Genomic DNA, 21,625 nt, shown 5'->3' with positions numbered 1-21,625 from the left:
CCAGTATAATAAGGCCATCTCGAACCGGTCAAGTCCGGGAAACCCCGCCCGTATCCGCCATGCCTACCGCACGCAACTCTGCCCTGCCCGATCCGTCCCTCGCTGCCGCCGGTGCGCCCAACGCTGGCGCAAGCCTGCCGTTGCGCCGCCGCGGCCGCACCCTGGCCGAGGAAGTGGTACAGGCACTCTCCGAAGAGATCCGCCAGGGCCAGCTCAAGCCCGGCGACAAGCTGCCGACCGAATCGGAAATCATGGCGACGCAGGGCGTAAGCCGCACCGTGGTGCGCGAGGCCTTGTCGCGGCTGCAGGCCAGCGGCCTGGTCGAGACCCGCCACGGCATCGGTACGTTCGTGCTGGCGCGGGCGGCGGAAGCGCCCTCGCCGTTCCGCATCGGGCCGGATACGCTGGGAACCGCCATGGATGTGATGGCGATGCTGGAATTCCGCGTCAGTCTCGAGGCGGAGGCTGCCGGACTGGCCGCAGCGCGCCGCAGCGACGCCCAGCTGGCGGCCATGCGCCAGGCGTTGGACGAACTCAAGCGCAATACCGGGGCCGGCAGCGATGCGGTGGACAGCGATTTTGCCTTCCACCTGGCCATCGCCCACGCCACCGGCAACCGCTACTTCACCGACCTCATGGGCCACCTGGGCACCATGCTGATCCCGCGCAGCCGGCTGCAGGTCAATACGCCGGAACGCGAGCAGTACCTGGAACGCGTCCAGTTCGAACACGAGAACATCTACGACGCGATCGAGCGCCGCGACCCGGACGCGGCCAAGGCGGCAATGCGCATGCACCTGACCAACAGCCGCGAGCGGCTGCGCAAGGCCTCGGGCTCGAGCTCGGGCACCGCGCAGGCCTGACGCCCGGACGCCACCCAAGGGCGTCTGGGCGCCGCTAGTCATACGATGTCTGAACAATGGCCGGCGGCCGGCGCCTACAAGGAGAGGCGGCAGCGGCGCGCAAAGTCGACCAGCTCCACCAGCGACGACACCTGCAGCTTGGCCATGATGCGCGCCTTGTAACTGCTGACGGTCTTGTTGCTGATAAACAGGCTGGCGCCGATGGCCTTGTACGACATGCCGCGCGCCAGCATCTGCAGCACCACCAGTTCCTTGTCGGAAAGACGGCGCAACATCTCGTCGTCGGCGGAAACGGCATGGCGCGAGCCGCCATCTCGCCCCATCGCGGGGAACACGGTATAGCCGGCCAGCACCGACTCGACCGCGCGCAGGATTTCCTTCAGGTCCTGCGTCTTGCTGACAAAGCCCTGCGCGCCGGCCTGCAACGCGCGGCTGACGAAGACCGCCGGGTCCAGCGCCGTCACCACCAGCAGGCGCACCTGCGGATGGATCGCCCGCAGGCGCGGCGCCAGTTCGAGGCCGCTCGAGCGCGGGATGTCGAGATCGAGCAGCACGAGGTCGGGCATGCGCGCGCGTGCCAGCTCGAGCGCGCTTTGCCCGTTGTCGGCCTCGATCACTTCATCGACGCCGAGCAGTTGCAGCAAGTGGGTCTTGAGAACCAGCCGCATCGCCGGGTGGTCGTCAACGATCAGGATGGTGGTCATGCATCGATTCGCGTGAATGGGTATGTCGGGGCATCGGCCGGCGCGATGCAGCCCCAGTATAGGGAGGCACGGCGGCGCGCAGGATGGGAGGATTCCGCAAGGTATTGCAGCGCCCGCCTCAGACGCTGCGCAGCGGGTTGCGTGCACGACCACGCGCCGCGCGCGCGTTCCCCTGCGTGCGGCAGGGGCAACGGCAAAGGTCCAGTGGTGCTACTCTATTCGGGAGGTGTACCCAGGAGAACACTGTGTCCCGCAAGACCCCCATCGAGCGCTACCGCAACATCGGCATCAGCGCGCATATCGACGCCGGCAAGACCACGACGACCGAACGCATCCTGTTCTACACGGGCGTCAACCACAAGCTGGGCGAGGTGCACGATGGCGCTGCCACCATGGACTGGATGGAGCAGGAGCAGGAGCGCGGCATCACCATCACGTCGGCTGCCACCACCGCCTTCTGGAAAGGCATGGCCGGCAACTACCCCGAACACCGTATCAACATCATCGATACGCCGGGACACGTCGATTTCACCATCGAAGTCGAGCGCTCGATGCGCGTGCTCGACGGCGCCTGCATGGTCTACGACGCGGTCGGCGGCGTGCAGCCGCAATCCGAGACGGTCTGGCGCCAGGCCAACAAGTACGCGGTACCGCGCATCGCCTTCGTCAACAAGATGGACCGCGTCGGCGCGGACTTCTTCCGCGTGCAGGCGCAGATCGCCGACCGCCTCAAGGGGCGTGCCGTGCCGATCCAGATCCCGCTCGGCGCGGAAGACCATTTCCTGGGCGTGATCGACCTGGTCAGGATGAAGGCCATCGTCTGGGACGATGCCAGCCAGGGCGTTCGCTTCGAGTACCAGGAGATCCCGGCCGAGCTGCTGCCGACCGCGCAGGCCTGGCGCGACAAGATGGTCGAAGCCGCCGCCGAGGCCGACGAGACCCTGCTCGAGCGCTACCTGTCGGGTGAGGCGCTGACCGAAGAGCAGATCAAGCGTGGCCTGCGCAAACGCACCATCGCCAACGAGATCGTGCCGATGCTGTGCGGCAGTGCCTTCAAGAACAAGGGCGTGCAGAGCATGCTCGATGCGGTCATTGACTACCTGCCCTCGCCCGCCGACGTGCCGGCCATTCTCGGCCACACCGAGGACGACCGCGAGGCCGAGCGCCATCCGAGCGACGACGAGCCGTTCTCGGCGCTGGCGTTCAAGATCATGACCGATCCCTTCGTCGGCCAGCTGATCTTTTTCCGCGTGTATTCGGGCGTGGTCAATTCCGGCGATACCGTCTACAACCCGCTCAAGTCCAAGCGCGAGCGGCTCGGCCGCATCCTGCAGATGCATGCCAACGTGCGCCAGGAGATCAAGGAAGTGCGCGCCGGCGACATCGCCGCGGCGGTCGGGCTGAAGGAGGCGACCACCGGCGATACGCTGTGCGATCCGGACAAGGTCATCATCCTGGAGCGCATGAGCTTCCCCGAACCCGTGATCTCGCAGGCGGTGGAGCCCAGGACCAAGGCAGACCAGGAAAAGATGGGCATTGCGCTGAATCGCCTGGCGCAAGAGGACCCGTCGTTCCGCGTGAAGACCGACGAGGAATCCGGCCAGACCATCATCTCGGGCATGGGCGAGCTGCACCTGGAAATCCTGGTCGAGCGCATGCGCCGCGAGTTCAACGTGGAAGCGTCGGTGGGCAAGCCGCAGGTGGCTTACCGCGAGACCATCCGCCAGGCGGTCAAGGACGTGGAGGGCAAGTTCATCAAGCAGTCCGGCGGCCGCGGCCAGTACGGCCACGTGGTGCTGAACCTGGAGCCGACACCGCACGGCGCCGGGTACGAATTCGTCGATGCGATCAAGGGCGGCGTGGTGCCGCGCGAGTTTATCCCGGCGGTGGACAAGGGTATCCGCGAAACCTTGCAGGCGGGCGTGCTGGCGGGCTATCCGGTGGTCGATATCAAGGCCACGCTGGTGTTCGGCTCGTACCACGACGTGGACTCGAACGAGAACGCCTTCCGCATGGCGGGCTCGATAGCGTTCAAGGAAGGCATGCGCCGGGCCCGGCCGGTGCTGCTGGAGCCGATGATGGCGGTCGAGGTGGAAACGCCGGAGGAGTTCACCGGCAACGTGATGGGCGACCTGTCGTCACGCCGCGGCATGATGCACGGCATGGAAGACATTGCCGGTGGCGGCGGCAAGATCGTGCGCGCCGAAGTGCCGCTGGCGACGATGTTCGGCTACTCGACCACGCTGCGCTCGCTGACGCAGGGGCGCGCGACGTTCACCATGGAGTTCAAGCACTATGCCGAGGCGCCGGCCAACGTAGCCGAAGCGGTGATTTCGGCGAAGAAGCTGGGGTAATCGCGTTGGCTTCTCTCTCTCTCCCGCAAGCGGGAGAGAGAGAACTCAATTTACGGCTCAACACGCCGCCGCGGTCATCCTGAAAATCCCCTGCGCGTTGCCCGCATCGAACCCGAGGTCATAACGCTGCGGCACAGCTTCCGCTTCGGCAAAGCGCTCGCGCGTGATGAACTCATAGAACGACCCCGGCACCTCGCGCTCGACGGACTCGCCCTGCGCACCGACGAACGTGCGGCGCACGGTATCGGCGCGAAACGCCGTCTGCTTGACGCGTCCGCTGCCCGACACCTCCACCTTGTCCTTCATCGGCCGGCCCAGCCGCTTCTGCTGCTCGGCCAGCGCGAACACATCGTCGACGCGGTCGGTGGCGTGGTTGAAGGCATTGCCTTCGGTGGCGATCCACGCCATTTCGGCAGATTCGCGCAGCAGCGCTTCGTAGTCAGCCAGGCGCGGCGCGGCGTGCTGGCGCTCGAAGCAAGGCACCAGCAGGCCGACCAGTTCAGCGCCGTCGGCCACTGCCAGCGCGCCGTCGCGCTCCAGTTGCCACAGCAGCGTCTGCGCGCGCGGCGTCAGCGGATCGACGGAACTGCCGGTGACGCGGCTGACCGCGGCGCGGAAGTCTTCACTGAAGCGCTCCGGGTGGAATTCGCTGACGAAGAACTGGGCAATGTCTTCCGGTGCGTCGGCGTGCGCGTACGAGCGCCCGGTCATGCCGATGCGGTCGAGCGGATAGGTGCCGTTGAGCACGTATCCCAGCGGGCGCAGGATACGGGTAAAAGCGGCCTCGCCTTCGGGCAACGCACCGTTATCGCGCCATTTGACGGTGCGCAGCGCGCCGTGGTCGAAAGTAACCGTGCCGCCGGCGGCGGCAACATCGTCGGTGTAGGCGCGACCGGTCGGCACGCGATCCAGGATGCCGCCAAACAGCACCATGTTCAGCGCCTGCGCGATCTCGGCGCGGGTGGCGCGGCCTTTCGAGTCTTGCGGGTCTTGCGGGTCTTGCGGGTCTTGCGGGTCTTGCGGGTCTTGCGGCAGGCTGGGCGGCAGCGTGACCAGCGACATCAGTTGCGCGGCGCGGGCGGCGCCGACATTGGCGGTGAGGAGCGTGGAGATATTGGATGACATGGGCGCTTGAAGGTAGGCGTCGCGGACCGGCTTCCGCCCCGGCGGGCGATAAGTCAACGACCTGCGGGGCAGGATAGTGGCCCGCGCAGCCCCCGCACAAGCGCGCTTTGCGCACAACGTTGTGCGCCTGGCGCACGACGTCCGGTGCCGCGCCGCTGTTTATACTGTCGGACTTCCTTCCCCGCCGCCCCATGAGAAACGACATCCCCAACCTGGGCGCGCTGCAAGCCTTCGAGGCCTCGGCGCGGCTGGGCAGCTTTACCCGCGCCGCAGCCGAGCTGGCGTTGACGCACAGTGCGGTGGGACGGCAGGTGGCGCAGCTCGAACAACGCCTGGGCGTGGCGCTGTTCACGCGTGTGCGGCGGCGCCTGGAGCTGACCGAGACCGGGCGCGAATATGCCGCGCGCATCCGCCGGCACCTGGACCACCTGCAGCGCGACACGCTGGAAATCAGCACCGGCCGGGCCATGGGCTACACGCTGGAACTGGCGGTGGTGCCCACCTTCGCCACGCAGTGGCTGATCCCGCGGCTGCCGGACTTTGCACGGCGCCACCCCAACGTCACCGTCAACCTGTCGGCGCGCTCGCAGCCGTTTTCGTTCCAGGAGTGCGCCTACGACGCCGCCATCTATTTCGGCGACCAGTTCTGGCCCGGCACGCGCGGCGGCGTGATCTTCCGCGAAGGCGGCATGGTGCCGGTGTGCAGCCCGGCCTTCCTCGCCGACCATGCCGACCATCCCGTCACCGATGCCGCCAGCCTGGCACGCTGCCGTCACTTGCACCTGAGCACGCGCGCCAACGCCTGGCGCGACTGGTACGCGGCGCAGGGCTGGGACTTCAGCCTCGCGGCCTCGCGCGGGCCGCGCTATGAGCTGTTCACGATGATGACGGCCGCCGCCGCCGCCGGGCTCGGCATCGGCCTGGCGCCACGACTGCTGATCGAGCGCGAACTGCAGACCGGCCAACTGGTGATCCCACTCGCCGGCATGCTGGACGAGCACCAGGGCTACTACTTCGCCTACCCCGACGGGCGGCCGGAATCGGAGGCGCTGGCGGCGTTCCGCGGCTGGATCCTGGGCCTGTCGCGCGACATTCCGGTCGACGCGTCCGACGCCTGACGAGACCCATCCGCACGGCGCCTGATGCGGCACTTTTTCAGAATGCCCGCGCGGACAGGGTAAACTAGCGCCTGTTCGCCGCCCCGGGACCGACCCGGAACCAGCCTGATACGTCACGCCGGCAGTTGCCGGCATGACCGCGAAGCGGGCGCCGGCGAACCTACCCCATGGCCTTCGGGCCACCCCCGTGGCGCTGTCCGACAGCGCCGCAACTGGCTTGCCCGGCCCCGCTGCCGGCATTCGCCGCCTCCTGGCTTCGCCGCCCGCTTCGCCCTTCGCCCGGGCCGCGCGTACCCATGCGCGCGCCCGAAGACGACCCGCGCGCTCCCGCGCGCGACTGGAACCCGCAGGCCAGCTGGCCTGCCCGGATCCATGCCGGTGCCGCACCCGCCCGGCCGGAATCCGCTTTCCGGAGGAAATCCATGCGCAAGACAGCCAGCCCCTGGCTGCTGGCGACCGGACTGTTGTCCGCTGCCGCCCCTTCTGCCCACGCCGAGCCGGGCGTGACCCTGTATGGCATCGTCAGCTCCGCGGTGCGCTATACGTCCAACCTGGACGGACACCACAACGACCAGGCCGCGCTGGTCTCCGGCGGCCTGGTCGGCAGCCGCTTCGGCCTGAAGGGCGACGAAGACCTGGGCGGCGGCAACCGCGCGCTGTTCCAGTTCGAGGCCGGCATCGGCAGCGACAATGGCCGCGTGAGCTACAACGCGTTGTTCGGCCGCCAGGCTTTCGTCGGACTGAGCGGCGACTGGGGCAGCCTGACCGTCGGGCGCCAGTACAACGCGCTGAACAATATCGGCTGGGCCTTCAACCCGCTGGCGCAGGGCTGGGGCAACTTCTGGTCCGATCCGCTGTATATCGGCGGCGATATCTTTTTCCAGGACTATCGCATCGACAACAGCGTGGTCTACAAGCGCGCCATCGGCCCGTTGACCGTGCAGCTGGACTATGGCGTGGGCGAGCAGCGCGGCAGCCTGGCCCGCGGCACCACCCTGGGCGGCGGCGTGATGTACCAGCAGGGCGCGCTCGCGCTGGGCGTGGCCTATGACCAGCGCAAGAGCGACGACGGCAGCAATTCGGTGCGCAACTATTCGGTCGGCGGTTCGTACGCATTCGGCAAGGCCACCGCATACCTCGGCCACATGGGGCGGCGAGAATCGGCGGGCGACGCGCGCTTCAACATCGCCTTTGCCGGCCTGGGCTACCAGCTCACGCCCGCGCTGCACCTGTCCGGCGCCTACTACCGCTACTGGCAGGGCGACAGCGTGACCACGCAGTTCCAGGACGTGCCGGCGCTGCTCGGCAGCGGCAACGCCGACAGCATTGCCGTGGTAGCCGACTACGCGCTGTCCAAACGCACCAGCGTGTACCTGGAAGCGGACGCCGTGCATGCGCGCGGCGGCGCGGTCGGCCGCGAGACCGAATACTGGGCCGGCACCCCGGCCGCCGGCGTGGACAGCAGCACGCGCGTGGGCGTCATGCTGGGGATGCGCCACCAGTTCTGAACGCGGCCGTCCCGACGCGCCTTTTTTGCAATCCGGCGCGAAAGAATTACGTTGCCGCGTGCCCGAACGCGATGCGACGGCCTTGCGCAGCCCTGTGTGTGGCTGCTTGCGGGTCAGGCATGGTCATTGCGCACGCCCCATGTTCCTGCGTTCAATGGCACAAGGAGCCCAACATGCAAACCCAAACTCCCAGCAGTCAAGGCGCGGCCATCGTCGGTTCGGGCGTGGGCGAAGGCCCCGGTCCGGAAGTCATGGCGGCATCCAGCCTGGACGGTACCAAGGCATACTCGTCCGACGGCGAACACGTCGGCAAGATCTCCGAGATCATGCTGGACGTGCCACACGGCCGCATCGCCTACGCGGTGCTGACCACCGGCGGCTTCCTCGGCATTGGCGACACGCTGCACGCCATCCCGTGGAACGCCCTGGTGATGGACACCGACGAAAAGTGCTTCCGGATTGCGGTGACGGCGGATCGCATCAAGTCCGCGCCCGGCTTCAACAAGGACAGCTGGCCGGCCATGGCCGATCCGCAGTGGGGCAAGTCGCTGCATGAGTACTACGGGCGCGACCCGTACTGGATGAGCCCGCCGCTGTAGGCCGTTTTGCCGGCTTGCGTTGCCCCCCAGGCTAGGCAAAGTCTTGCGAGACGCACGGTGCAACGCCGGCGCGGCTCGGGAGACCACCATGAGCAGACCCGACGGCACCGTGCCGCAAGCGCCCGCCACGGCCAGCGGCAGTGCCTCCGCAGACATGCCTGGCTTTCTGGCCGGAGGCGGCGAGATGGGCGCGCTGATCCGCGCGCACGACTGGTCCGCCACCCCGCTGGGGCCGCCGCAAGCGTGGCCCCACGGCCTGAAGACCGCAATCCGCATCATGTTGACCTCGCGCCAGCCGATCTGGATCGGTTGGCGCGAGGCGCTGCATTACTTCTATAACGACGCCGACAAATCCATCATCGGAGGCAAGCACCCCGGCGCGCACGCGGCGCGCAGCGTGTAGCGCTGCTGCGCTGTCTTGAAGCTGTAGCGCGCGCCCAGGTCGAAGCGGTTCCACGATGGCACCCGCACCCGGTTGGCGACATCGGCATACTGCGCGCCGGTCTGCAGGTAGCGGCCCGACACGGTCACTCCCGCCAGCCACGGCAGGTCCCATTCGGCGCTGGCGTTGAAGGTGTAGTTCGGCACGCCCACGCCATGCCTGCCCTCCGTCGTGGCCACGCCGATATTGGTCTGCTTGCTGTCGATATAGGCAATGCCGGCAATCACGCGCACGCCGCGCAGCGGCTCGCCGAAGCCGCTCAGCTCGATGCCGCGGTTGCGCTGGTCGCCGGACACCGAGAACACGCCGTTCTGCGTCACACCGACCGGCTGCTTGATCTCGTAGATCGCCAGCGTGGTGGCGACCTTGCCCGCATCCCACTTGATCCCGGCCTCGTTCTGCTTGCTCTTGATCGGCGCGAACACCTGGCCCGCGTTCAGCGCCGTGTTCGGCGCGGTCGGGCCTTGCGCCAGGCCTTCCATGAAGTTGTAGTACAGCGATACATTGCGCAGCGGCTTGACCACCAGGCCAAAGGCCGGCGAGGTCGCCGATTCGTTGTAGTCGGCGTTCTGCACGCCGGCGTAGCTGTAGCCGCGCACCTTGATGGTCTGGTGGCGCACGCCGCCGGTCAGCAGCACGCGCTCGTCGAAGAATGACAGCGTATCGGAGATCGCGTAGCTGCTCAGGTTGGTGCGGCCGGTGACGCCGGGGTCGGCCATGTTGCCGCCGACAAGATGGTGGCCTGCGTGATGGGCGCATCGGTGGGCGCATCGGTGGGCGCATCGGTGGCGTACTTCGGCACCAGGTTGATCGAGCCGCCCAGGCCGGTGCCGGTCGGGCTGACGCCGCCGAGGAAGGCGTTGGCACCGCGGAACACCTCGACCCGGCCGAGCCCCTCGACCGCCACCAGTTGGCGCGGCGCGATGCCGAACAGGCCGTTGTAGCCGATGTCGTCGCCGGAGAGCTGGAAGCCGCGCACGACGAAAGTCTCGGAAAAATTGCCGGCGGCGGCGCCTGGTCGGCATCGCCGCTGGCGCTGACGGTCACTGCAGGGAGCTCCGCCACATCGGGAGCGGCAGCGCCCTCGCTGGCCTGCGCCATGGCCAGCGCCGGCAATGCCAGTGCGATCGCGGCGACGAGCGGATGCAGGGTCATGCGCGCGGCACGGCGGCAGCGGCTGCGTGGGTGGCGCAGGTCGAGATGGGAATGCACAGGAAAACTCCGGAGAACCTGGACGACAGGATGCGCGTTGCCGCCTTGCGACGGCGGCAACGGCAAGGGATTCGGTCAGGACGGCATCCTCAGCCAGCGAACAAGCGGACGCCGGCCAGCGCGGCCACGCCGACGCCGGCCATGCCCGGCAGCAGCCGCTGCACCACACGCGGCGCATAGGAAAGGCCCAGCGCCACGGCAAATGCGCTGGCCGTCAGCGTGCCGAGCCATGACACCGTACCCAGCGGCCAGCCGTCGGCGCCGATATGGACCGACCAGGCCAAGGCCAGCGCCAACGCCCCCGCAGCGCGCAGCCGCAGCACCGCGGCCGGCGCCTGCACGCTGCCGCGCCCGTGCAGGTCGGCATGATGACGTTCTAGCGATAGCGCCAGCGCGACGAAACCGGCCATCGACAAGGCCAAGGCGGCAACCATGGCGAGCGCGCTCATGCGGCCTCCTGGCCAGCGGCCACCTTGGCGCCGCGTGCCTGCGCGCGCGCCTGGAGCGGGCTGCGTGCGGCGGGCTGGCGGCGTCCCGTCATCCACGCCGCGGCACCCAGCGCGATGCCCAGCGCCAGCGTGACCAGGTCAAATCCCGCCACGGCAGCCGGGCCCCGGCCTTGCAGCAGCGTCACGCCCAGGTGCGAATCCGTGGTCAGCGCATTGAGCACCGGAATGCCGCCGAACAGCAGCGCACCGGCCCACAGTTGCACGCGCCACATCGCGCCGGTCGGGCGAACTTGCGCCAGCAGCGCGCACACGCCCCAGGCGATGAAGAACCAGCGGATTTCGGTTTCCTGGCGTTGCAGCATCTCTGCCGGCAACAGCCGGTTGGCCCAGAAGTAACCGGCAAAGGCGACGGGCAATCCGGCGATGGCGCCGATGTTGAGCGCCTCGACCAGACGCAGGCCAACGCTCGGGCGTGCGCCCGCGCCAATCGCCTTGGCCTGTTGCTGGCGCGTGCGCGCCGCCCACAGGATCGCGCCGGTCGCCACCATGGCCGTGCCGGCGAGCCCACACAGGAAGAACAGCGCGCGCAGGCCCGGCGAGGCGAAGCCGGCGATATGCAGGCCGGTCATGACGCTGTGGGTCAGTTCCGCGCCGGGCTGGTCTTCGGCATAACCCTGCATCAGGGTGCCATCCTTGCCAGAGAACTCCAGCGTCGGCGCAACGTGCGCCAACGCGCGCGGCTCGGCGCGGGTAATGGAGACGGTGGCATTGGCATCGCCCGGCAGGTTGACCACCACGCGCTGCGGCTCGGCGCCTTGCCAGCGCTGCTGCGCCTGCGCCACCATCGCGCCGACCGGCGCCAGCTCGGCCGGTGTGCCGGCCGGCTTGCGCTGCGGCGGCCGCTGCATTGCCTCGGCCTGGAACGCGCGCTGGTCGCCGCGCGGATCGCCACGCTGGTCGCCACGATACGCCGCTTCGATGCCCCAGGGCATGTACATGAACAGCAGCGTGACCAGCCCGGTGTAGGTGATCATCAGGTGGAACGGCAGCGCCAGAACCGCCAGCGCGTTGTGCGCATCGAGCCAGGAGCGCTGGCCCTTGCCACGGCGGAAGGTGAAGAAATCGGCAAAGATGCGGCGGTGCGTGATCACGCCGCTGACGATCGCCACCAGCATGAACATGGCGCAGAAACCGGCAATCCAGCGCGCCCACTTGGCCGGCATGTAGTGCAGGTCGAAATGCAGCCGGTAGAGGAACTCGCCGCCGCGGGTCTCGCGCGCGGCCTGCAGCGGCGCGCCGGTGGCGGGGTCGAGCAGGCGCGTGTCGAAGCGCCGCGGCTTGCCCTCGGCATCGCGCGGCCCCTTGCCCGGCTGGTAGACCCACAGCACGCTGGCATAGGGCTGGCGCTCATCGGGCAGCGAGATAGACCAGCGCGCGGCATCGGGCGCCACGCTGTTCAGGTAGCGCACCGCACCTTCCGTCGCCTGCGCCGCCGGCACGTCAGGAGCGGCCGCCGCATTGCGATGCAGCTCCGGGCGCATCCACAGCGAGATCTCGTCCTTGAAATAGCTGGCGGTGCCGCCGCAGAACATCAGCAGCAACACCCAGCACACCAGCAGGCCGGTCCAGGTGTGCAGCCACGCCATCGATTGCCGGAAACCTGTTCGCATCACGCACCCTGCCCCAACGCCAGCAATCCCCACAGCAGCAAGGCCGGCAGGGCCAGGCCGGCCCAGGCGCGCCATGCGTTGCGTACCGCGAACACCCAGACCGCCGCGCCGGCATAGACGGCAAACGACAGCAGCGTCGCGGCGGTCACGGCCTCGGCGCGCGGCAGCGGCAGCGACACCGCCAGCGCGGCGGTCGACAGCGCAGCCAGGGCATAACCACCGCCGATCGCCGCGACCGCGCGCGATGCGACGCCCGCACGGTAGCGCCAGCCGATGGAATGGGCCTTGCTCATGTGCCGGCCTCCGGCGCGTCATGCAGGGTGTGCGCGCGTGGCAGGAACGAAGGTATTGAGCGGCCGGCCGGACGACGGCGAGGGGTGCGACGCATGACGAGAACGTGGATCGAAATCGTTATGAATGATAACAATTCTCATTAATATTCTCAATGACATACATTAGAAACATAGTCGCTGCTGCAGGACTTACGAATTGGCGTGCCGGCAGTCCCGTCGAAGTTCGGGCGCCATGAAGGTTCTGCGCGTCGGAATGCGCAAAGACGATCGCGCATTGCGCACCACCGTCTCGGCATCCGGCTTGGGGCGTGGGGTCCGTCACAGACGCCAACCTCGCGCAGAACCAGTTACTGCTGGCGCGCAATGCCTCCGCCGATGCCTACAGCGCAGCGCTTGCCGCGGCCGCAGGCCTGGCGTTCGCCACTGGCACGATCGGTTCGGCTCGCGAGTGGCCTGTCCGTTAGCCCTGCCCCAAGTGACAACGTCCAAAAAATCCGAAGCCTGCGAAAATTTTCCTTGTAATGAGATCGATTCCCATTTACTATTCGATCACTGCCTGACGCACGGTGCTTCACCACCCAGGCAGCCCGGCCAGCACCGAAGGCCGCCGCGGCAAGCGGCATTGGCCAGAACACTGGCAGGCACAGAATTTCCGGACGCCGCAACGTGGCAATCCCACGCGGCATCCGACACCGACTTTTGTGGGGACCGCTCCGTCACGCGGAGCGTTTGGCAGTAGCCAGTCTCAGGAAGATCGGGAAAGCAACCAGACCCCGCTTTCCCGATCGCGTCTTCCGGAGGCAAGCCAGGCCGCCTTTTTATTCAGCGCGTCGTGCAGGTACGGCGCGCCGCCAGGGACGCCAGCGCCGCGCGCGGCCGGCCCTGGCGCTCCATCCTGAATATCCCGCCAAGCCATCGACGCCGCCTGTGCGCGGCGCCGGGCACGGTACCGCCCTGCCCGCCGTGGGGCAATCGCAGCATCCCAATGTCATCCGCCATGTCATCCGAACGGTCCAGCCCGATCCACCTCAAGCGCGCCGGCCTGAAGGCCACGTCGCCACGGATGCGGATCCTTGAAGTGTTCCGCACCAGCGCACGGCGCCATCTCAGTGCGGAAGATGTCTATCGCATCCTGCTGACCCAGGACGAGGATGCGGGACTGTCTACTGTGTACCGGGTGCTTAACCAACTGGTGCAGGCCGACATCCTGCTGCGCCACACCTTCGAGTCCGACCACGCCGTGTTCGAACTCAACGAAGGCGGCCACCATGACCACCTGATCTGCGTTGCCTGCGGCCGCGTGGAAGAATTCCGCGACGAGAGCATCGAGCAGCGCCAGCGCCAGGTAGCCGCCGACAACGCCTTTGTATTGCGCGAGCACATGCTGGTGCTGTACGGCGTCTGCCCCGAGTGCCGTGCCAATGCGGCGGACGAATCGCACATGTCCGCGGCGCTGCCCACGCAAGCCTGAGTACGCCCGAGGTCCGCATTGGCAATATCGATGCCGCGCCCTGACGGAGCCATCATGGAGCGCCTGACCAAGCCGCTTTCCGAACTGAAACGCCTGCTCAGCGTGTACCTGAGGCAGGAACCCGGCTGCCATGACTGCCAGCTGCGGACGGTGTGCGTGCACCGGCCCGACCACACCGGCTGCAACTGGAGTGCCGAGGTCGATTTCCCCGAACGCACCGAGGCCGACGCCGTCCGTCACTGGCGCCAGGCGCGCCGCGTGGTGATGATGGTGCGGGAGCAGTACAACGTCGCCGCGGGAACTGGGGCGGGGACGAGGGCGGGGACGGTAACGGCGGCGCGCTCAAGGGCGGCTTGCTGACAGCTCAGCGCTTCGCGGCCGCCCGCACCGCCGCAGCCGCCGGCACGTCGGCGGCCACTGGCCGCAACACCAGCCACACCGCCAGGCCGATCAGCGCGCCGCCCACGGCATGGGCCCATGACAGCGCTTCCCCCAGAAACAGCGCGCCCCAGACAATGCCGAATGGCGGAATCAAAAAGGTCACGGTCAGCGAGCGCACCGGGCCAAGGTCGGCAATCAACCGGTAATAGAGGATATAGGCCAGCGCCGTGCAGAGCACGCCGACACCCGCCATGGCCCACCACACGCCAGCGCCGGCATCGGGCAGCGTGTTGTGGCGCCACAGCGCAACCGCGCAAAACGGCAGCAGGAACAGCGTCGCGCCGACCATGCTGCCGGCCGCAATCAGGCGGCTGTCCAGGCCGCCGCGCTGGGTGATCCAGCGTCGCGCCAGGAAGCCGGACAGGCCGTAGCAGGCGGTCGCCACCAGGCAAGCCAGGGCGCCGAGCAGCAACTCGGTCGAGAAAGCGACGGGGCCGGTGCGCGTCAGCACCGCCACGCCCGCCACGCCCAACATCACGCCCAGCGCCTTGGCGCGCGTCAGCCGTTCGGAAAAGACCAGCGCGCCGATCATGACGCCCATCAGCGGCGTCATGGCATTGAACACCGCCGAATAGCCCGCCGGCAGCCACAGCGCCGCCACCGCGTACATGGTGAATGGAATGCCTGAATTGGTCACGCCCAGCACCAGGACCGCCGGCCATTTGCCGCGCATGTCCCAGCGCAGGCCCAGCATGGGCAGGCACGCAGCCAGCGTGACGGCGGCAATCAGCACACGCAGGAAGGCGGCCGGCATCGGCCCGAGCACCGGCGCGCCGATGCGGATAAACAGGAAGCTGGCGCCCCAGATGGCGGCCAGCGCGAGCAGGCGTGCAAGATCGGCGGGTTTCATGGAAGGCGGTGGCGTACTGCGGCGCCACGGCAAGGTGGGGTGTCGCGATTTGACGCCCGTGGTGGCAGGGACGCAAGCCGGATCCGGACGTCTGAATCCGTTTACATGCGATTCATGCCGCACTTTAGCCGTCGCTTTTTCGCTGCAGTTGACGGATCTACCTCACATTAGCGCACCTTTTTGGGCACAATGGCAGACAATTGTCCGGCATTCCTTTCGAACTGCCTGCACCCATACCCCTCCCTAGGGGGGTGCCGAATCAGACAGGTGACAATCCGTATTCAATTAAATTAAACTCTGGTCTGCGCCAGAGTTAATTGACCCCTCCGACGCATTCCCGACAAGCCGCCAGGAACCCTGGCGGCTTCTTTTTTGCCCGCGTCACTTAAAGTGACTCTTAAGACACACATGGCACCGTAAAATCCCGGCTCCGGCACCGCTGCTGCGTTTGCCGGCACAACGTCTGCAAACCCGAACATCCAGCTCGCCGTCCGCGTCAACCGCCGGGACGGCTGCCGCGTTGCCAGATTTCATGAAACGACAGTTCCTTGGCCTGCTTGCCCGCGTTTACGTCCTGCAATTTGCCCTGGAAGTCCCCGCCACGGTGGCCACGCTCGCCGACATGCTGCTGGAGTACGGCTTTCAGGTCGACATCGGCACCGTGCGTCCCTTGCTGCGCGCCCTGCAGATGGAGGGCTACCTCGAAAGCGTGTTGCGCGACGGCATCGGCCGCGTCTATCAACTGACCGAGCGCGGCCGCGATGAGCTGGCCGCCAGCCGCCAGCGCATCGACGAACTGTACCGCCGCCTGCACGCCGACGTTCCCACCCCCGGCATTCCGCGCGAAACCTGACCGATCCGCGCGTTCCTCACTTCGTTCACCGAGACTGAGCGTACCCGTTTCTGCGGGGTTGCGGTCCGGCGCGGACGGCCTATTGCCGCGGTGACGCCTGGTCGGCCGGCGGCGTTTCCAGGCCGATCTCCATCAGCTGGCGCAAGGCCTGCGACGGCACCGCCTGGCAGAACAGGAAGCCCTGCACGCCGTCGCAGCCCTGCGACCGCAGGAACTCGAACTGCGCCGCGGTTTCGACCCCTTCGGCAACCACCTTCAGGTGCAGCTGGTGCCCGAGCGCGATGATCGCGGCAGCCACCGCCTGGTCGTGGCCAGGCGTGGCCACGTCGTCGACGAAGGACTTGTCGATCTTGAGCCGGTCGATCGGCAGCCGGGTCAGGTAGTTCAGGCCCGAATAGCCGGTACCGAAATCGTCGATCGACAGCGCCACGCCAAGCGCCCGCAGCCGGCGGAAGGTTTCGATGGTGGTCTCGCCACCGTCGACGAGGATGCCTTCAGTGACCTCGATCACCAGTTGCCGCGGCGGCAGGCCGGCCTGCTCGAGGCAGCGCGCCACGGTGGCCGGGAAGCCGGCCTGGCGCAACTGCAGCGGCGAGATATTGACCGCCACTTCGATGTCGCGGCCCAGCGCCTGGCGCAGCGCCTGGATCTCGCGGCAGGCGGTGGCCAGCGTCCATTCGCCAAGCTGCGCGACCAGGCCGCTCTGCTCGGCGATAGGGATGAACTCAGACGGCTGCATCGGGCCGCGTTCGGGTGTCTCCCAGGCGATCAGCGCCTCGACGCCGGTGATCGCTTTCGTGGCGGTTTCGACGATGGGCTGGTAACGCAGCCGGAATTCGTTGCCGCTCAGCGCACGGCGCAGCAGGCCCTCGATGGTGAAGCGCGCCAGTGAGGCCTCAGCCATCGACGCGGCAAAGCGGCACAGCTGCGCGCGACCGCCCTGCTTGGCGGCATAGACCGCGGCGTCAGCGGACTTCATCAGCTCGGTCAGCGAATCGCCGTCGTCGGGGAAGACCGCCATGCCGATCGACGGGGTCACGCGCAGGCGCTGCCCGCCGGCCAGCAGTTCTTCATTGACCCGTGCCTGGATCTTGGCGGCGATCAGCTCGGCCTCGCTGTCGGCGCGCAGACCGCCCAACACCACGCCGAATTCGTCGCCGCCCATGCGCGCCACCAGGTCGCCCTGGCGCACCGCGCCCTTGAGGCGGTCGGCCATGGTACGCAGCACGTCGTCGCCGACCGGGTGGCCGAGCGAATCGTTGATGTGCTTGAAGTGGTCCAGATCCAGCAGCAACAATGCCACGCGTTCGCCATGACGGCGCGCATGCAGCAGTACGGGTTGTGCGCGCTCGCTGAGCTCGGCACGGTTGGGCAGGCCGGTCAGCGGGTCATGCAGCGCCAGGTGGCGGATGTATTCGTCGACGCGGCGGCGCTCCGTCAGGTCGTAGGCGATGGCCTGGTAGCCTGCCGGCGACCCGTCCGGCTGCGCGGCCAGCGCCGACACGGATACCTGCACTGGCAAGCGCGAGCCGCCCTTGCGCACCCACGTCCATTCGCGTTCGTCGCTCAGGCCGAGCCGCGCCTTGGCGACCAGCGCGGGCATTCCGGCCGCCACTGGTTCGCCCAGCTCCTGGCTGAGCGCGCGTGCGTGCGCGGCCAGTTCGTCGGCGAGATGCAGGCCGGTGACCGGCATGCGGCCCACCAGCTCCGCGGCGGCGTACCACAGCATGCGGGTGCCCGCGGCATTGACGCTGGTGACCACGCCGTCGTCGCCAAAGGTGATGACGCCGAAGTTGGCATGGTCGACCAGGCCGGCATAGCGCGCCGCCTGGTGCGCGGCGGCCTGTTGCGCGCGGTACTGCGGCTCCACGTCCGTGATTGCCCACAGCCAGCGGGCGCCGCCCTCCGCGCCGGGCAGCTGCGCGGCGCTTGCGCGCAGCGGGAAACGACTGCCGTCGCTGCGCACACCGGTCAGTTCGCGCTGCGCGACGCCGCGACCCACGCCAGCGCCATCGGCGCCATCGGCACCATCCGCGACGCCGGTGGCACCAGGCGCAAGCAGATTGAGGTTGCGGCCGACCAGGTCGGCCGGCGCGATGCCGAACAGCTTGCCGGCGCGCTCGCTGGCACGCACGACCACGCCGTTGGCATCGGTGAGGACAAAGCCATCAGCGGATTGCGCCATGCATGCCTGCAAGGTGGCATTGTCGTCCTCCCCGGCGTGGACTGTCTGGGCCTCGCGTTGCCGGGCAGTGCGGCGCTGGCGTGCCAGCGCGTAGGTCATGCCGGCCAGCGCAAGCGTGGCCAGCGCGCCCGCGGCCAGCACGACATACGCCTGGCGCGGGCCATATGCTGCTTCGAAGGCGGGACGCGTGGCAGCACGCAGCGTCCACGCAGCGTCACCATAGTAGAACTGGCGTTCGCCGCGCAGCAGCGGGGCGTTGCCGTCATCGCGCTGCGCGGTGCCAGCCGTATCCGACAGCATCGGACCGGGCACGGCAAGCGTGCCCTCGTGCAGCGACAGCTCGAGGTCCGCCAGTGCCGGCGCACCGACCCCGCGCATCAGGTCGCCCAGCCGCAGCGACACATAGACATAGCCGACCACCGCCTCGCGCCGCTGCGCCAGCGTGCTGGCGGCCACGCCACCACCGTAGACCGGCAGGAACAACAGCGCGCCGCGCTGGCGCTCCATCGCCTCGGACTCGCGCACGAGATCCAGCCCGCGCGTCAGCCGGGGCTCGCCGCTGTCGCGCGCCGCTTCCAACGCGGCACGACGGGACGGCTCGGAAAGCAGGTCGAAGCCGGCGGCGCGGGCGTTGCGCCCCGCCAGCGGCTCCACATAGAGGATGGGTGCGTAAAGGCTGCGCGGGCCGGCGGGACGGATCGAATAATCGGCCAGGCCATCGGCGCGCGCGGCCGCGATCAGGGGTTCGACCTGCCCCGGTGCCGTCAGCGGTGCGTAGCCGATCGATTGCGTGCCGGGCGGCAGCTCGTCGAGCTGGGCGGTATAGAGATAGTTGCGCCATTGCGCGCGCGAAGTTGCCGGATTGGCCGTCATCAGACCCGCCACGCCGCGCAGGAGCCGTTCGTTCTCGAGCATGCGTTCGCGCAGTGCGCTGCTGGCCTGGCTCAGCTGCGCATCGAAATGCTGCTGGGCCAGCCGCTGCTCGAACCGCTGTACCTGGTGCCACGCCCCCGCGGTCAGCAGCGCCCCGCCTGCCGCGACCAGCAGCGACAGCAAGGCAGGAGGAAGCGCAGTCAGTCTCATGGTCTTCGGTAACGGTCCGGCGCCGGCGACGCGCCTGCCACGGAACCCGGCAGGCTGGCCAGCGTCCGGGAAACGGCTACTTGTCTTGCGCTGCGTGCCTTGCAATAACGCGGCACTATACCGCGCCGGATGCACAAGGCACAGTCTCGTGCGCCACCGATGACCCGAACGGGTGTAGGGTGTTGGCCCAATGTCTGCCCATGTCCCGCCGGGCCCACATTGCGTGCCGGCCATGTCGCGATGCGCTATGGTAGCTAGTAACCGAGGCGTCGCCGGCGAGGCGCCCGGCATGCCGCGCCATCCCGCAATCGACCCGGCGCTTGCGTTGCGCCCTGCCTCTCGCCCACCTTGCGCCTCCACCTCGCGCCCACATGCCTGTCTATACGCCCACGCTGAAAGCGCGCATTGCCTTCATCACCACCATCCTGGCCGCGGTATTTGGCACCGGCATCGTGCTGGCGGCACTGTATGACGCGCACCGCGACCTGCATGATGCGCTGCAGGACCAGCAGGACTCGGTGGTCAAGCTCACCGCCGACCAGCTCGACACTGCCATGTCGGACCGCATCATGCTGCTGTCGCACCAGGCCGCGCAGCTCGGCGGCCTGCTGGCGCAGGCACACGGCGCGCAAGCCGGCGCGGCCCGGCAGCAGGCGCTGCACGCGCTGTCCGCGGCGATCCCCCTGCCGGCCGCCTTCAATGCGTTGCTGGTTGCTGACGTGCAGGGCAACATCGTCAGCAATGTCGGTTCCGTTGCGGAAGTGAGCGACCGCGGCTATTTCCGGGAAGCGGCGCGCACGCTCGCGCCGGTGGTCTCGCCGCCGATCCGCTCGCGCACCACCGGCCAGCTCGGCATCATGGTGGCCGTGCCGGTACTGTCGCCGCAGAAAGCCTTCGTCGGGCTCGTCGGCGGCTGGCTGGACATGGCGAGCGCCAATTTCCTGGTCGAGATCCTGCACAACCGGCTCGGCACCACCGGCTACTACTGCCTGGTCTCGGCCGGACGCGATCCGGTCTATATCCGCCATCCGGACCCCGCGCAGGCACGCCAGCCGGCGCTGAGCGTGGGCGACACCTGCGGCGAGGACGACAGCCCGGCAACGCTGGAATTCGTGACGCCGGCGCGCCCGGTGATCGCGCGCTATCTGATGTCGACCACGGGCTGGGAACTGGTAGCGCTGCTGCCGGCACGCGAAGCCTACGCACCGCTGCGCCAGATGCAGCAGCGCTTCCTGGGCCTGGCCAGCCTGGCGCTGGCGCTGGTGGCCATGCTGATCTGGCTGGCGGTGCGGCGCCAGCTGGGACCGCTGACCCGGCTGCACAAGGTGGTACTGGCCAGCGCCAATGACCTGTCGGCGTTCGAGCGGCTGCCGGCACGGCCGCAGCGCGACGAGATCGGCGACCTGTCGCGCGCCTTCGTCAAGCTGATGCGCGACGTGCGCGAGCGCCGCCAGGCGCTGGATCGCAGCGAGCGGCGCCTGCGCGCGGTGACCGACACACTGCCGTCGCTGCTGGCCTTTATCGATCCCGACGAGCGCTACGTCTTCAACAACATCGCCTACGAGCACGTGTTTGGCCTGAAGCTCGACGAACTGCGCGGCAAGACCGTGCGCGAAGTGCTGGGCGAGGCGCGCTATGCGCGCGCGCAGCCCTTCCTGCAACGCGCGCTGGCCGGCACCGCGGTGACCTTCGAGTCCGAGGATCCAGAGCCGGAATACCACTGCATGGAGACCAGCCTGCGGCCGGAATGGAGCGGCGACGGCAGCGAAGTGGTCGGCGTGCATATCCACGTGCAGGACATCACCCAGCGCAAGCTCGAAACCCAGCGCCTGGCGCGCATGTCCCGCACCGATCACCTGACCCAGCTGATGAACCGCAGCGCCTTCGAAGGCCAGTTGCAGGCCGCCATGGCGCGCAGCCGCGACCACGGCAGCCTGATGGCGCTGCTGTACCTGGACATGGACCGCTTCAAGGCGGTCAACGACATCCACGGCCATGCCGCCGGTGACCAGCTGCTGCAGGCGTTCGCGCAACGCGTGCGCGCCTGCGTGCGCGCGACCGACACCGTCGCCCGGCTGGGAGGCGACGAATTCGCGGTGGTGCTGGAAGACCTGGCGCAGCCGGCGGCGGCGCGCCGCGTGGCGCAGGCGATCCTGCAGGCAATGGACGAGCCGTTCAGCGTCGAAGGCGTGTCAGCTGACGTCGACGTCAGCATCGGCGTGGCGCTCTACCAAGGCGGGCCGGCGCAGGACCGCGAGCTGATGCGGCTCGCGGACGTGCTGCTGTACCGGGCCAAGGGCGCAGGGCGCGGACGCTATGAAATCGGTCCTCCTGAACTGGCCGGCGAACTCAGCCACCAGTAGCGCCACCAGTAGGTCAGCCACCGGTAGGCCCGTGCAGAGCAG

At 68.3% G+C, this 21,625-nt stretch carries 18 protein-coding genes and 1 pseudogene; 10 read left to right on the top strand and 9 right to left on the bottom strand.

Translation table 11 applies throughout. The features are described from left to right. Window positions 1–59: 59 nt before the first annotated feature. Window positions 60–863 carry a FadR/GntR family transcriptional regulator gene (locus ACIP1U_RS18365; RefSeq protein ID WP_400317472.1) on the top strand — a complete coding sequence of 268 codons (804 nt, stop codon included), beginning with the start codon at window positions 60–62 and terminating at the stop codon, window positions 861–863. Between the two features lie 74 nt (window positions 864–937). Here ACIP1U_RS18365 and ACIP1U_RS18360 read toward each other — a convergent pair whose 3' ends face one another. Then, on the bottom strand, window positions 938–1,567 hold the full coding sequence (locus ACIP1U_RS18360; RefSeq protein WP_400317469.1) for a response regulator: 630 nt from the start codon (window positions 1,565–1,567) through the stop codon (window positions 938–940). 245 nt (window positions 1,568–1,812) lie between these two features. Here ACIP1U_RS18360 and fusA point away from each other — a divergent pair, with 245 nt between their 5' ends. After that, window positions 1,813–3,921 (top strand): elongation factor G, encoded by a 2,109-nt coding sequence (gene fusA / locus ACIP1U_RS18355; RefSeq protein WP_400317467.1) that lies wholly within the window; start codon window positions 1,813–1,815, stop codon window positions 3,919–3,921. 57 nt (window positions 3,922–3,978) lie between these two features. Here the strand turns inward: fusA and ACIP1U_RS18350 are convergent, their stop codons facing one another. Further along, a complete protein-coding gene (locus tag ACIP1U_RS18350; protein WP_400317464.1) occupies window positions 3,979–5,046 on the bottom strand; it encodes a DUF1338 domain-containing protein in 1,068 nt (355 codons plus the stop codon). Window positions 5,047–5,237: 191 nt separating this feature from the next. On the opposite strand from ACIP1U_RS18350, the gene ACIP1U_RS18345 reads away from it, so the two are divergent. The 4 genes and pseudogenes from ACIP1U_RS18345 to ACIP1U_RS18330 form a co-directional block, all read left to right on the top strand. Then, window positions 5,238–6,164 (top strand): LysR substrate-binding domain-containing protein, encoded by a 927-nt coding sequence (locus ACIP1U_RS18345; protein ID WP_400317462.1) that lies wholly within the window; start codon window positions 5,238–5,240, stop codon window positions 6,162–6,164. A gap of 422 nt (window positions 6,165–6,586) precedes the next feature. Then, on the top strand, window positions 6,587–7,672 hold the full coding sequence (locus ACIP1U_RS18340) for a porin (RefSeq protein ID WP_400317459.1): 1,086 nt from the start codon (window positions 6,587–6,589) through the stop codon (window positions 7,670–7,672). A 173-nt stretch (window positions 7,673–7,845) separates the two neighbouring features. Continuing rightward, window positions 7,846–8,271 (top strand): PRC-barrel domain-containing protein, encoded by a 426-nt coding sequence (locus tag ACIP1U_RS18335; RefSeq protein WP_400317457.1) that lies wholly within the window; start codon window positions 7,846–7,848, stop codon window positions 8,269–8,271. A gap of 154 nt (window positions 8,272–8,425) precedes the next feature. Beyond that, window positions 8,426–8,653 (top strand): annotated as a pseudogene (locus ACIP1U_RS18330) (hypothetical protein); the annotation flags it as partial. Here the strand turns inward: ACIP1U_RS18330 and ACIP1U_RS18325 are convergent. The 5 genes from ACIP1U_RS18325 to ACIP1U_RS18305 all read right to left on the bottom strand — a co-directional run bounded on the left by ACIP1U_RS18325 (window position 8,605) and on the right by ACIP1U_RS18305 (window position 12,337). After that, window positions 8,605–9,432 carry a TonB-dependent receptor gene (locus tag ACIP1U_RS18325; RefSeq protein WP_400317455.1) on the bottom strand — a complete coding sequence of 276 codons (828 nt, stop codon included), beginning with the start codon at window positions 9,430–9,432 and terminating at the stop codon, window positions 8,605–8,607. The pseudogene ACIP1U_RS18330 and the gene ACIP1U_RS18325 overlap by 49 nt on opposite strands. Beyond that, window positions 9,396–9,692 carry a hypothetical protein gene (locus tag ACIP1U_RS18320; protein ID WP_400317452.1) on the bottom strand — a complete coding sequence of 99 codons (297 nt, stop codon included), beginning with the start codon at window positions 9,690–9,692 and terminating at the stop codon, window positions 9,396–9,398. The genes ACIP1U_RS18325 and ACIP1U_RS18320 overlap by 37 nt, the downstream gene beginning before the upstream one ends. A gap of 322 nt (window positions 9,693–10,014) precedes the next feature. Then, window positions 10,015–10,374: a DUF3325 domain-containing protein gene (locus tag ACIP1U_RS18315; protein WP_400317450.1), complete on the bottom strand. Its 360-nt coding sequence runs from the start codon at window positions 10,372–10,374 to the stop codon at window positions 10,015–10,017. Then, the gene (locus tag ACIP1U_RS18310; protein WP_400317448.1) at window positions 10,371–12,044 is read right to left on the bottom strand and encodes a PepSY-associated TM helix domain-containing protein; all 1,674 of its coding nucleotides are present in this window, start codon (window positions 12,042–12,044) and stop codon (window positions 10,371–10,373) included. Before ACIP1U_RS18310 ends, ACIP1U_RS18315 begins: the two co-directional genes overlap by 4 nt. Next, window positions 12,044–12,337, bottom strand: coding sequence for a DUF3649 domain-containing protein (locus tag ACIP1U_RS18305; protein WP_400317445.1), 294 nt, complete (start codon window positions 12,335–12,337; stop codon window positions 12,044–12,046). The genes ACIP1U_RS18310 and ACIP1U_RS18305 overlap by 1 nt, the downstream gene beginning before the upstream one ends. 997 nt (window positions 12,338–13,334) lie before the next feature. Between ACIP1U_RS18305 and fur the strand changes: the two genes are divergently transcribed. Together fur and ACIP1U_RS18295 are read left to right on the top strand one after the other, a co-directional pair. Further along, window positions 13,335–13,808: a ferric iron uptake transcriptional regulator gene (gene fur, locus ACIP1U_RS18300; protein WP_400317442.1), complete on the top strand. Its 474-nt coding sequence runs from the start codon at window positions 13,335–13,337 to the stop codon at window positions 13,806–13,808. Window positions 13,809–13,862: 54 nt separating this feature from the next. Next, window positions 13,863–14,168 (top strand): hypothetical protein, encoded by a 306-nt coding sequence (locus ACIP1U_RS18295; RefSeq protein WP_400317440.1) that lies wholly within the window; start codon window positions 13,863–13,865, stop codon window positions 14,166–14,168. Window positions 14,169–14,172: 4 nt separating this feature from the next. Here ACIP1U_RS18295 and ACIP1U_RS18290 read toward each other — a convergent pair whose 3' ends face one another. Then, on the bottom strand, window positions 14,173–15,099 hold the full coding sequence (locus tag ACIP1U_RS18290; RefSeq protein ID WP_400317437.1) for a DMT family transporter: 927 nt from the start codon (window positions 15,097–15,099) through the stop codon (window positions 14,173–14,175). A gap of 532 nt (window positions 15,100–15,631) precedes the next feature. Between ACIP1U_RS18290 and ACIP1U_RS18285 the strand changes: the two genes are divergently transcribed. Continuing rightward, the gene (locus tag ACIP1U_RS18285; protein ID WP_400317435.1) at window positions 15,632–15,952 is read left to right on the top strand and encodes a PadR family transcriptional regulator; all 321 of its coding nucleotides are present in this window, start codon (window positions 15,632–15,634) and stop codon (window positions 15,950–15,952) included. A gap of 79 nt (window positions 15,953–16,031) precedes the next feature. Here ACIP1U_RS18285 and ACIP1U_RS18280 read toward each other — a convergent pair whose 3' ends face one another. After that, window positions 16,032–19,220 carry an EAL domain-containing protein gene (locus ACIP1U_RS18280; RefSeq protein WP_400317433.1) on the bottom strand — a complete coding sequence of 1,063 codons (3,189 nt, stop codon included), beginning with the start codon at window positions 19,218–19,220 and terminating at the stop codon, window positions 16,032–16,034. Between the two features lie 371 nt (window positions 19,221–19,591). Between ACIP1U_RS18280 and ACIP1U_RS18275 the strand changes: the two genes are divergently transcribed. Beyond that, window positions 19,592–21,583 (top strand): diguanylate cyclase domain-containing protein, encoded by a 1,992-nt coding sequence (locus ACIP1U_RS18275; RefSeq protein WP_400317431.1) that lies wholly within the window; start codon window positions 19,592–19,594, stop codon window positions 21,581–21,583. Window positions 21,584–21,625 lie beyond the last annotated feature (42 nt).

This window comes from Cupriavidus sp. NPDC089707, assembly GCF_044748965.1.
In the GTDB taxonomy this organism is placed as follows: domain Bacteria; phylum Pseudomonadota; class Gammaproteobacteria; order Burkholderiales; family Burkholderiaceae; genus Cupriavidus.
Note: the sequence above shows the minus strand (reverse complement) of the source record. Positions and strands in the feature narration are given on the sequence as shown.

Coding starts and splice junctions, on each gene's coding strand:
- ACIP1U_RS18365 (WP_400317472.1), top strand. CDS start 60: ATGCCTACCGCACGCAACTCTGCCCTGCCCGATCCGTCCCTCGCTGCC.
- ACIP1U_RS18360 (WP_400317469.1), bottom strand. CDS start 1,567: ATGACCACCATCCTGATCGTTGACGACCACCCGGCGATGCGGCTGGTT.
- ACIP1U_RS18350 (WP_400317464.1), bottom strand. CDS start 5,046: ATGTCATCCAATATCTCCACGCTCCTCACCGCCAATGTCGGCGCCGCC.
- ACIP1U_RS18345 (WP_400317462.1), top strand. CDS start 5,238: ATGAGAAACGACATCCCCAACCTGGGCGCGCTGCAAGCCTTCGAGGCC.
- ACIP1U_RS18340 (WP_400317459.1), top strand. CDS start 6,587: ATGCGCAAGACAGCCAGCCCCTGGCTGCTGGCGACCGGACTGTTGTCC.
- ACIP1U_RS18335 (WP_400317457.1), top strand. CDS start 7,846: ATGCAAACCCAAACTCCCAGCAGTCAAGGCGCGGCCATCGTCGGTTCG.
- ACIP1U_RS18325 (WP_400317455.1), bottom strand. CDS start 9,432: ATGGCCGACCCCGGCGTCACCGGCCGCACCAACCTGAGCAGCTACGCG.
- ACIP1U_RS18315 (WP_400317450.1), bottom strand. CDS start 10,374: ATGAGCGCGCTCGCCATGGTTGCCGCCTTGGCCTTGTCGATGGCCGGT.
- ACIP1U_RS18310 (WP_400317448.1), bottom strand. CDS start 12,044: ATGCGAACAGGTTTCCGGCAATCGATGGCGTGGCTGCACACCTGGACC.
- ACIP1U_RS18305 (WP_400317445.1), bottom strand. CDS start 12,337: ATGAGCAAGGCCCATTCCATCGGCTGGCGCTACCGTGCGGGCGTCGCA.
- fur (WP_400317442.1), top strand. CDS start 13,335: ATGTCATCCGAACGGTCCAGCCCGATCCACCTCAAGCGCGCCGGCCTG.
- ACIP1U_RS18295 (WP_400317440.1), top strand. CDS start 13,863: ATGGAGCGCCTGACCAAGCCGCTTTCCGAACTGAAACGCCTGCTCAGC.
- ACIP1U_RS18290 (WP_400317437.1), bottom strand. CDS start 15,099: ATGAAACCCGCCGATCTTGCACGCCTGCTCGCGCTGGCCGCCATCTGG.
- ACIP1U_RS18285 (WP_400317435.1), top strand. CDS start 15,632: ATGAAACGACAGTTCCTTGGCCTGCTTGCCCGCGTTTACGTCCTGCAA.
- ACIP1U_RS18280 (WP_400317433.1), bottom strand. CDS start 19,220: ATGAGACTGACTGCGCTTCCTCCTGCCTTGCTGTCGCTGCTGGTCGCG.
- ACIP1U_RS18275 (WP_400317431.1), top strand. CDS start 19,592: ATGCCTGTCTATACGCCCACGCTGAAAGCGCGCATTGCCTTCATCACC.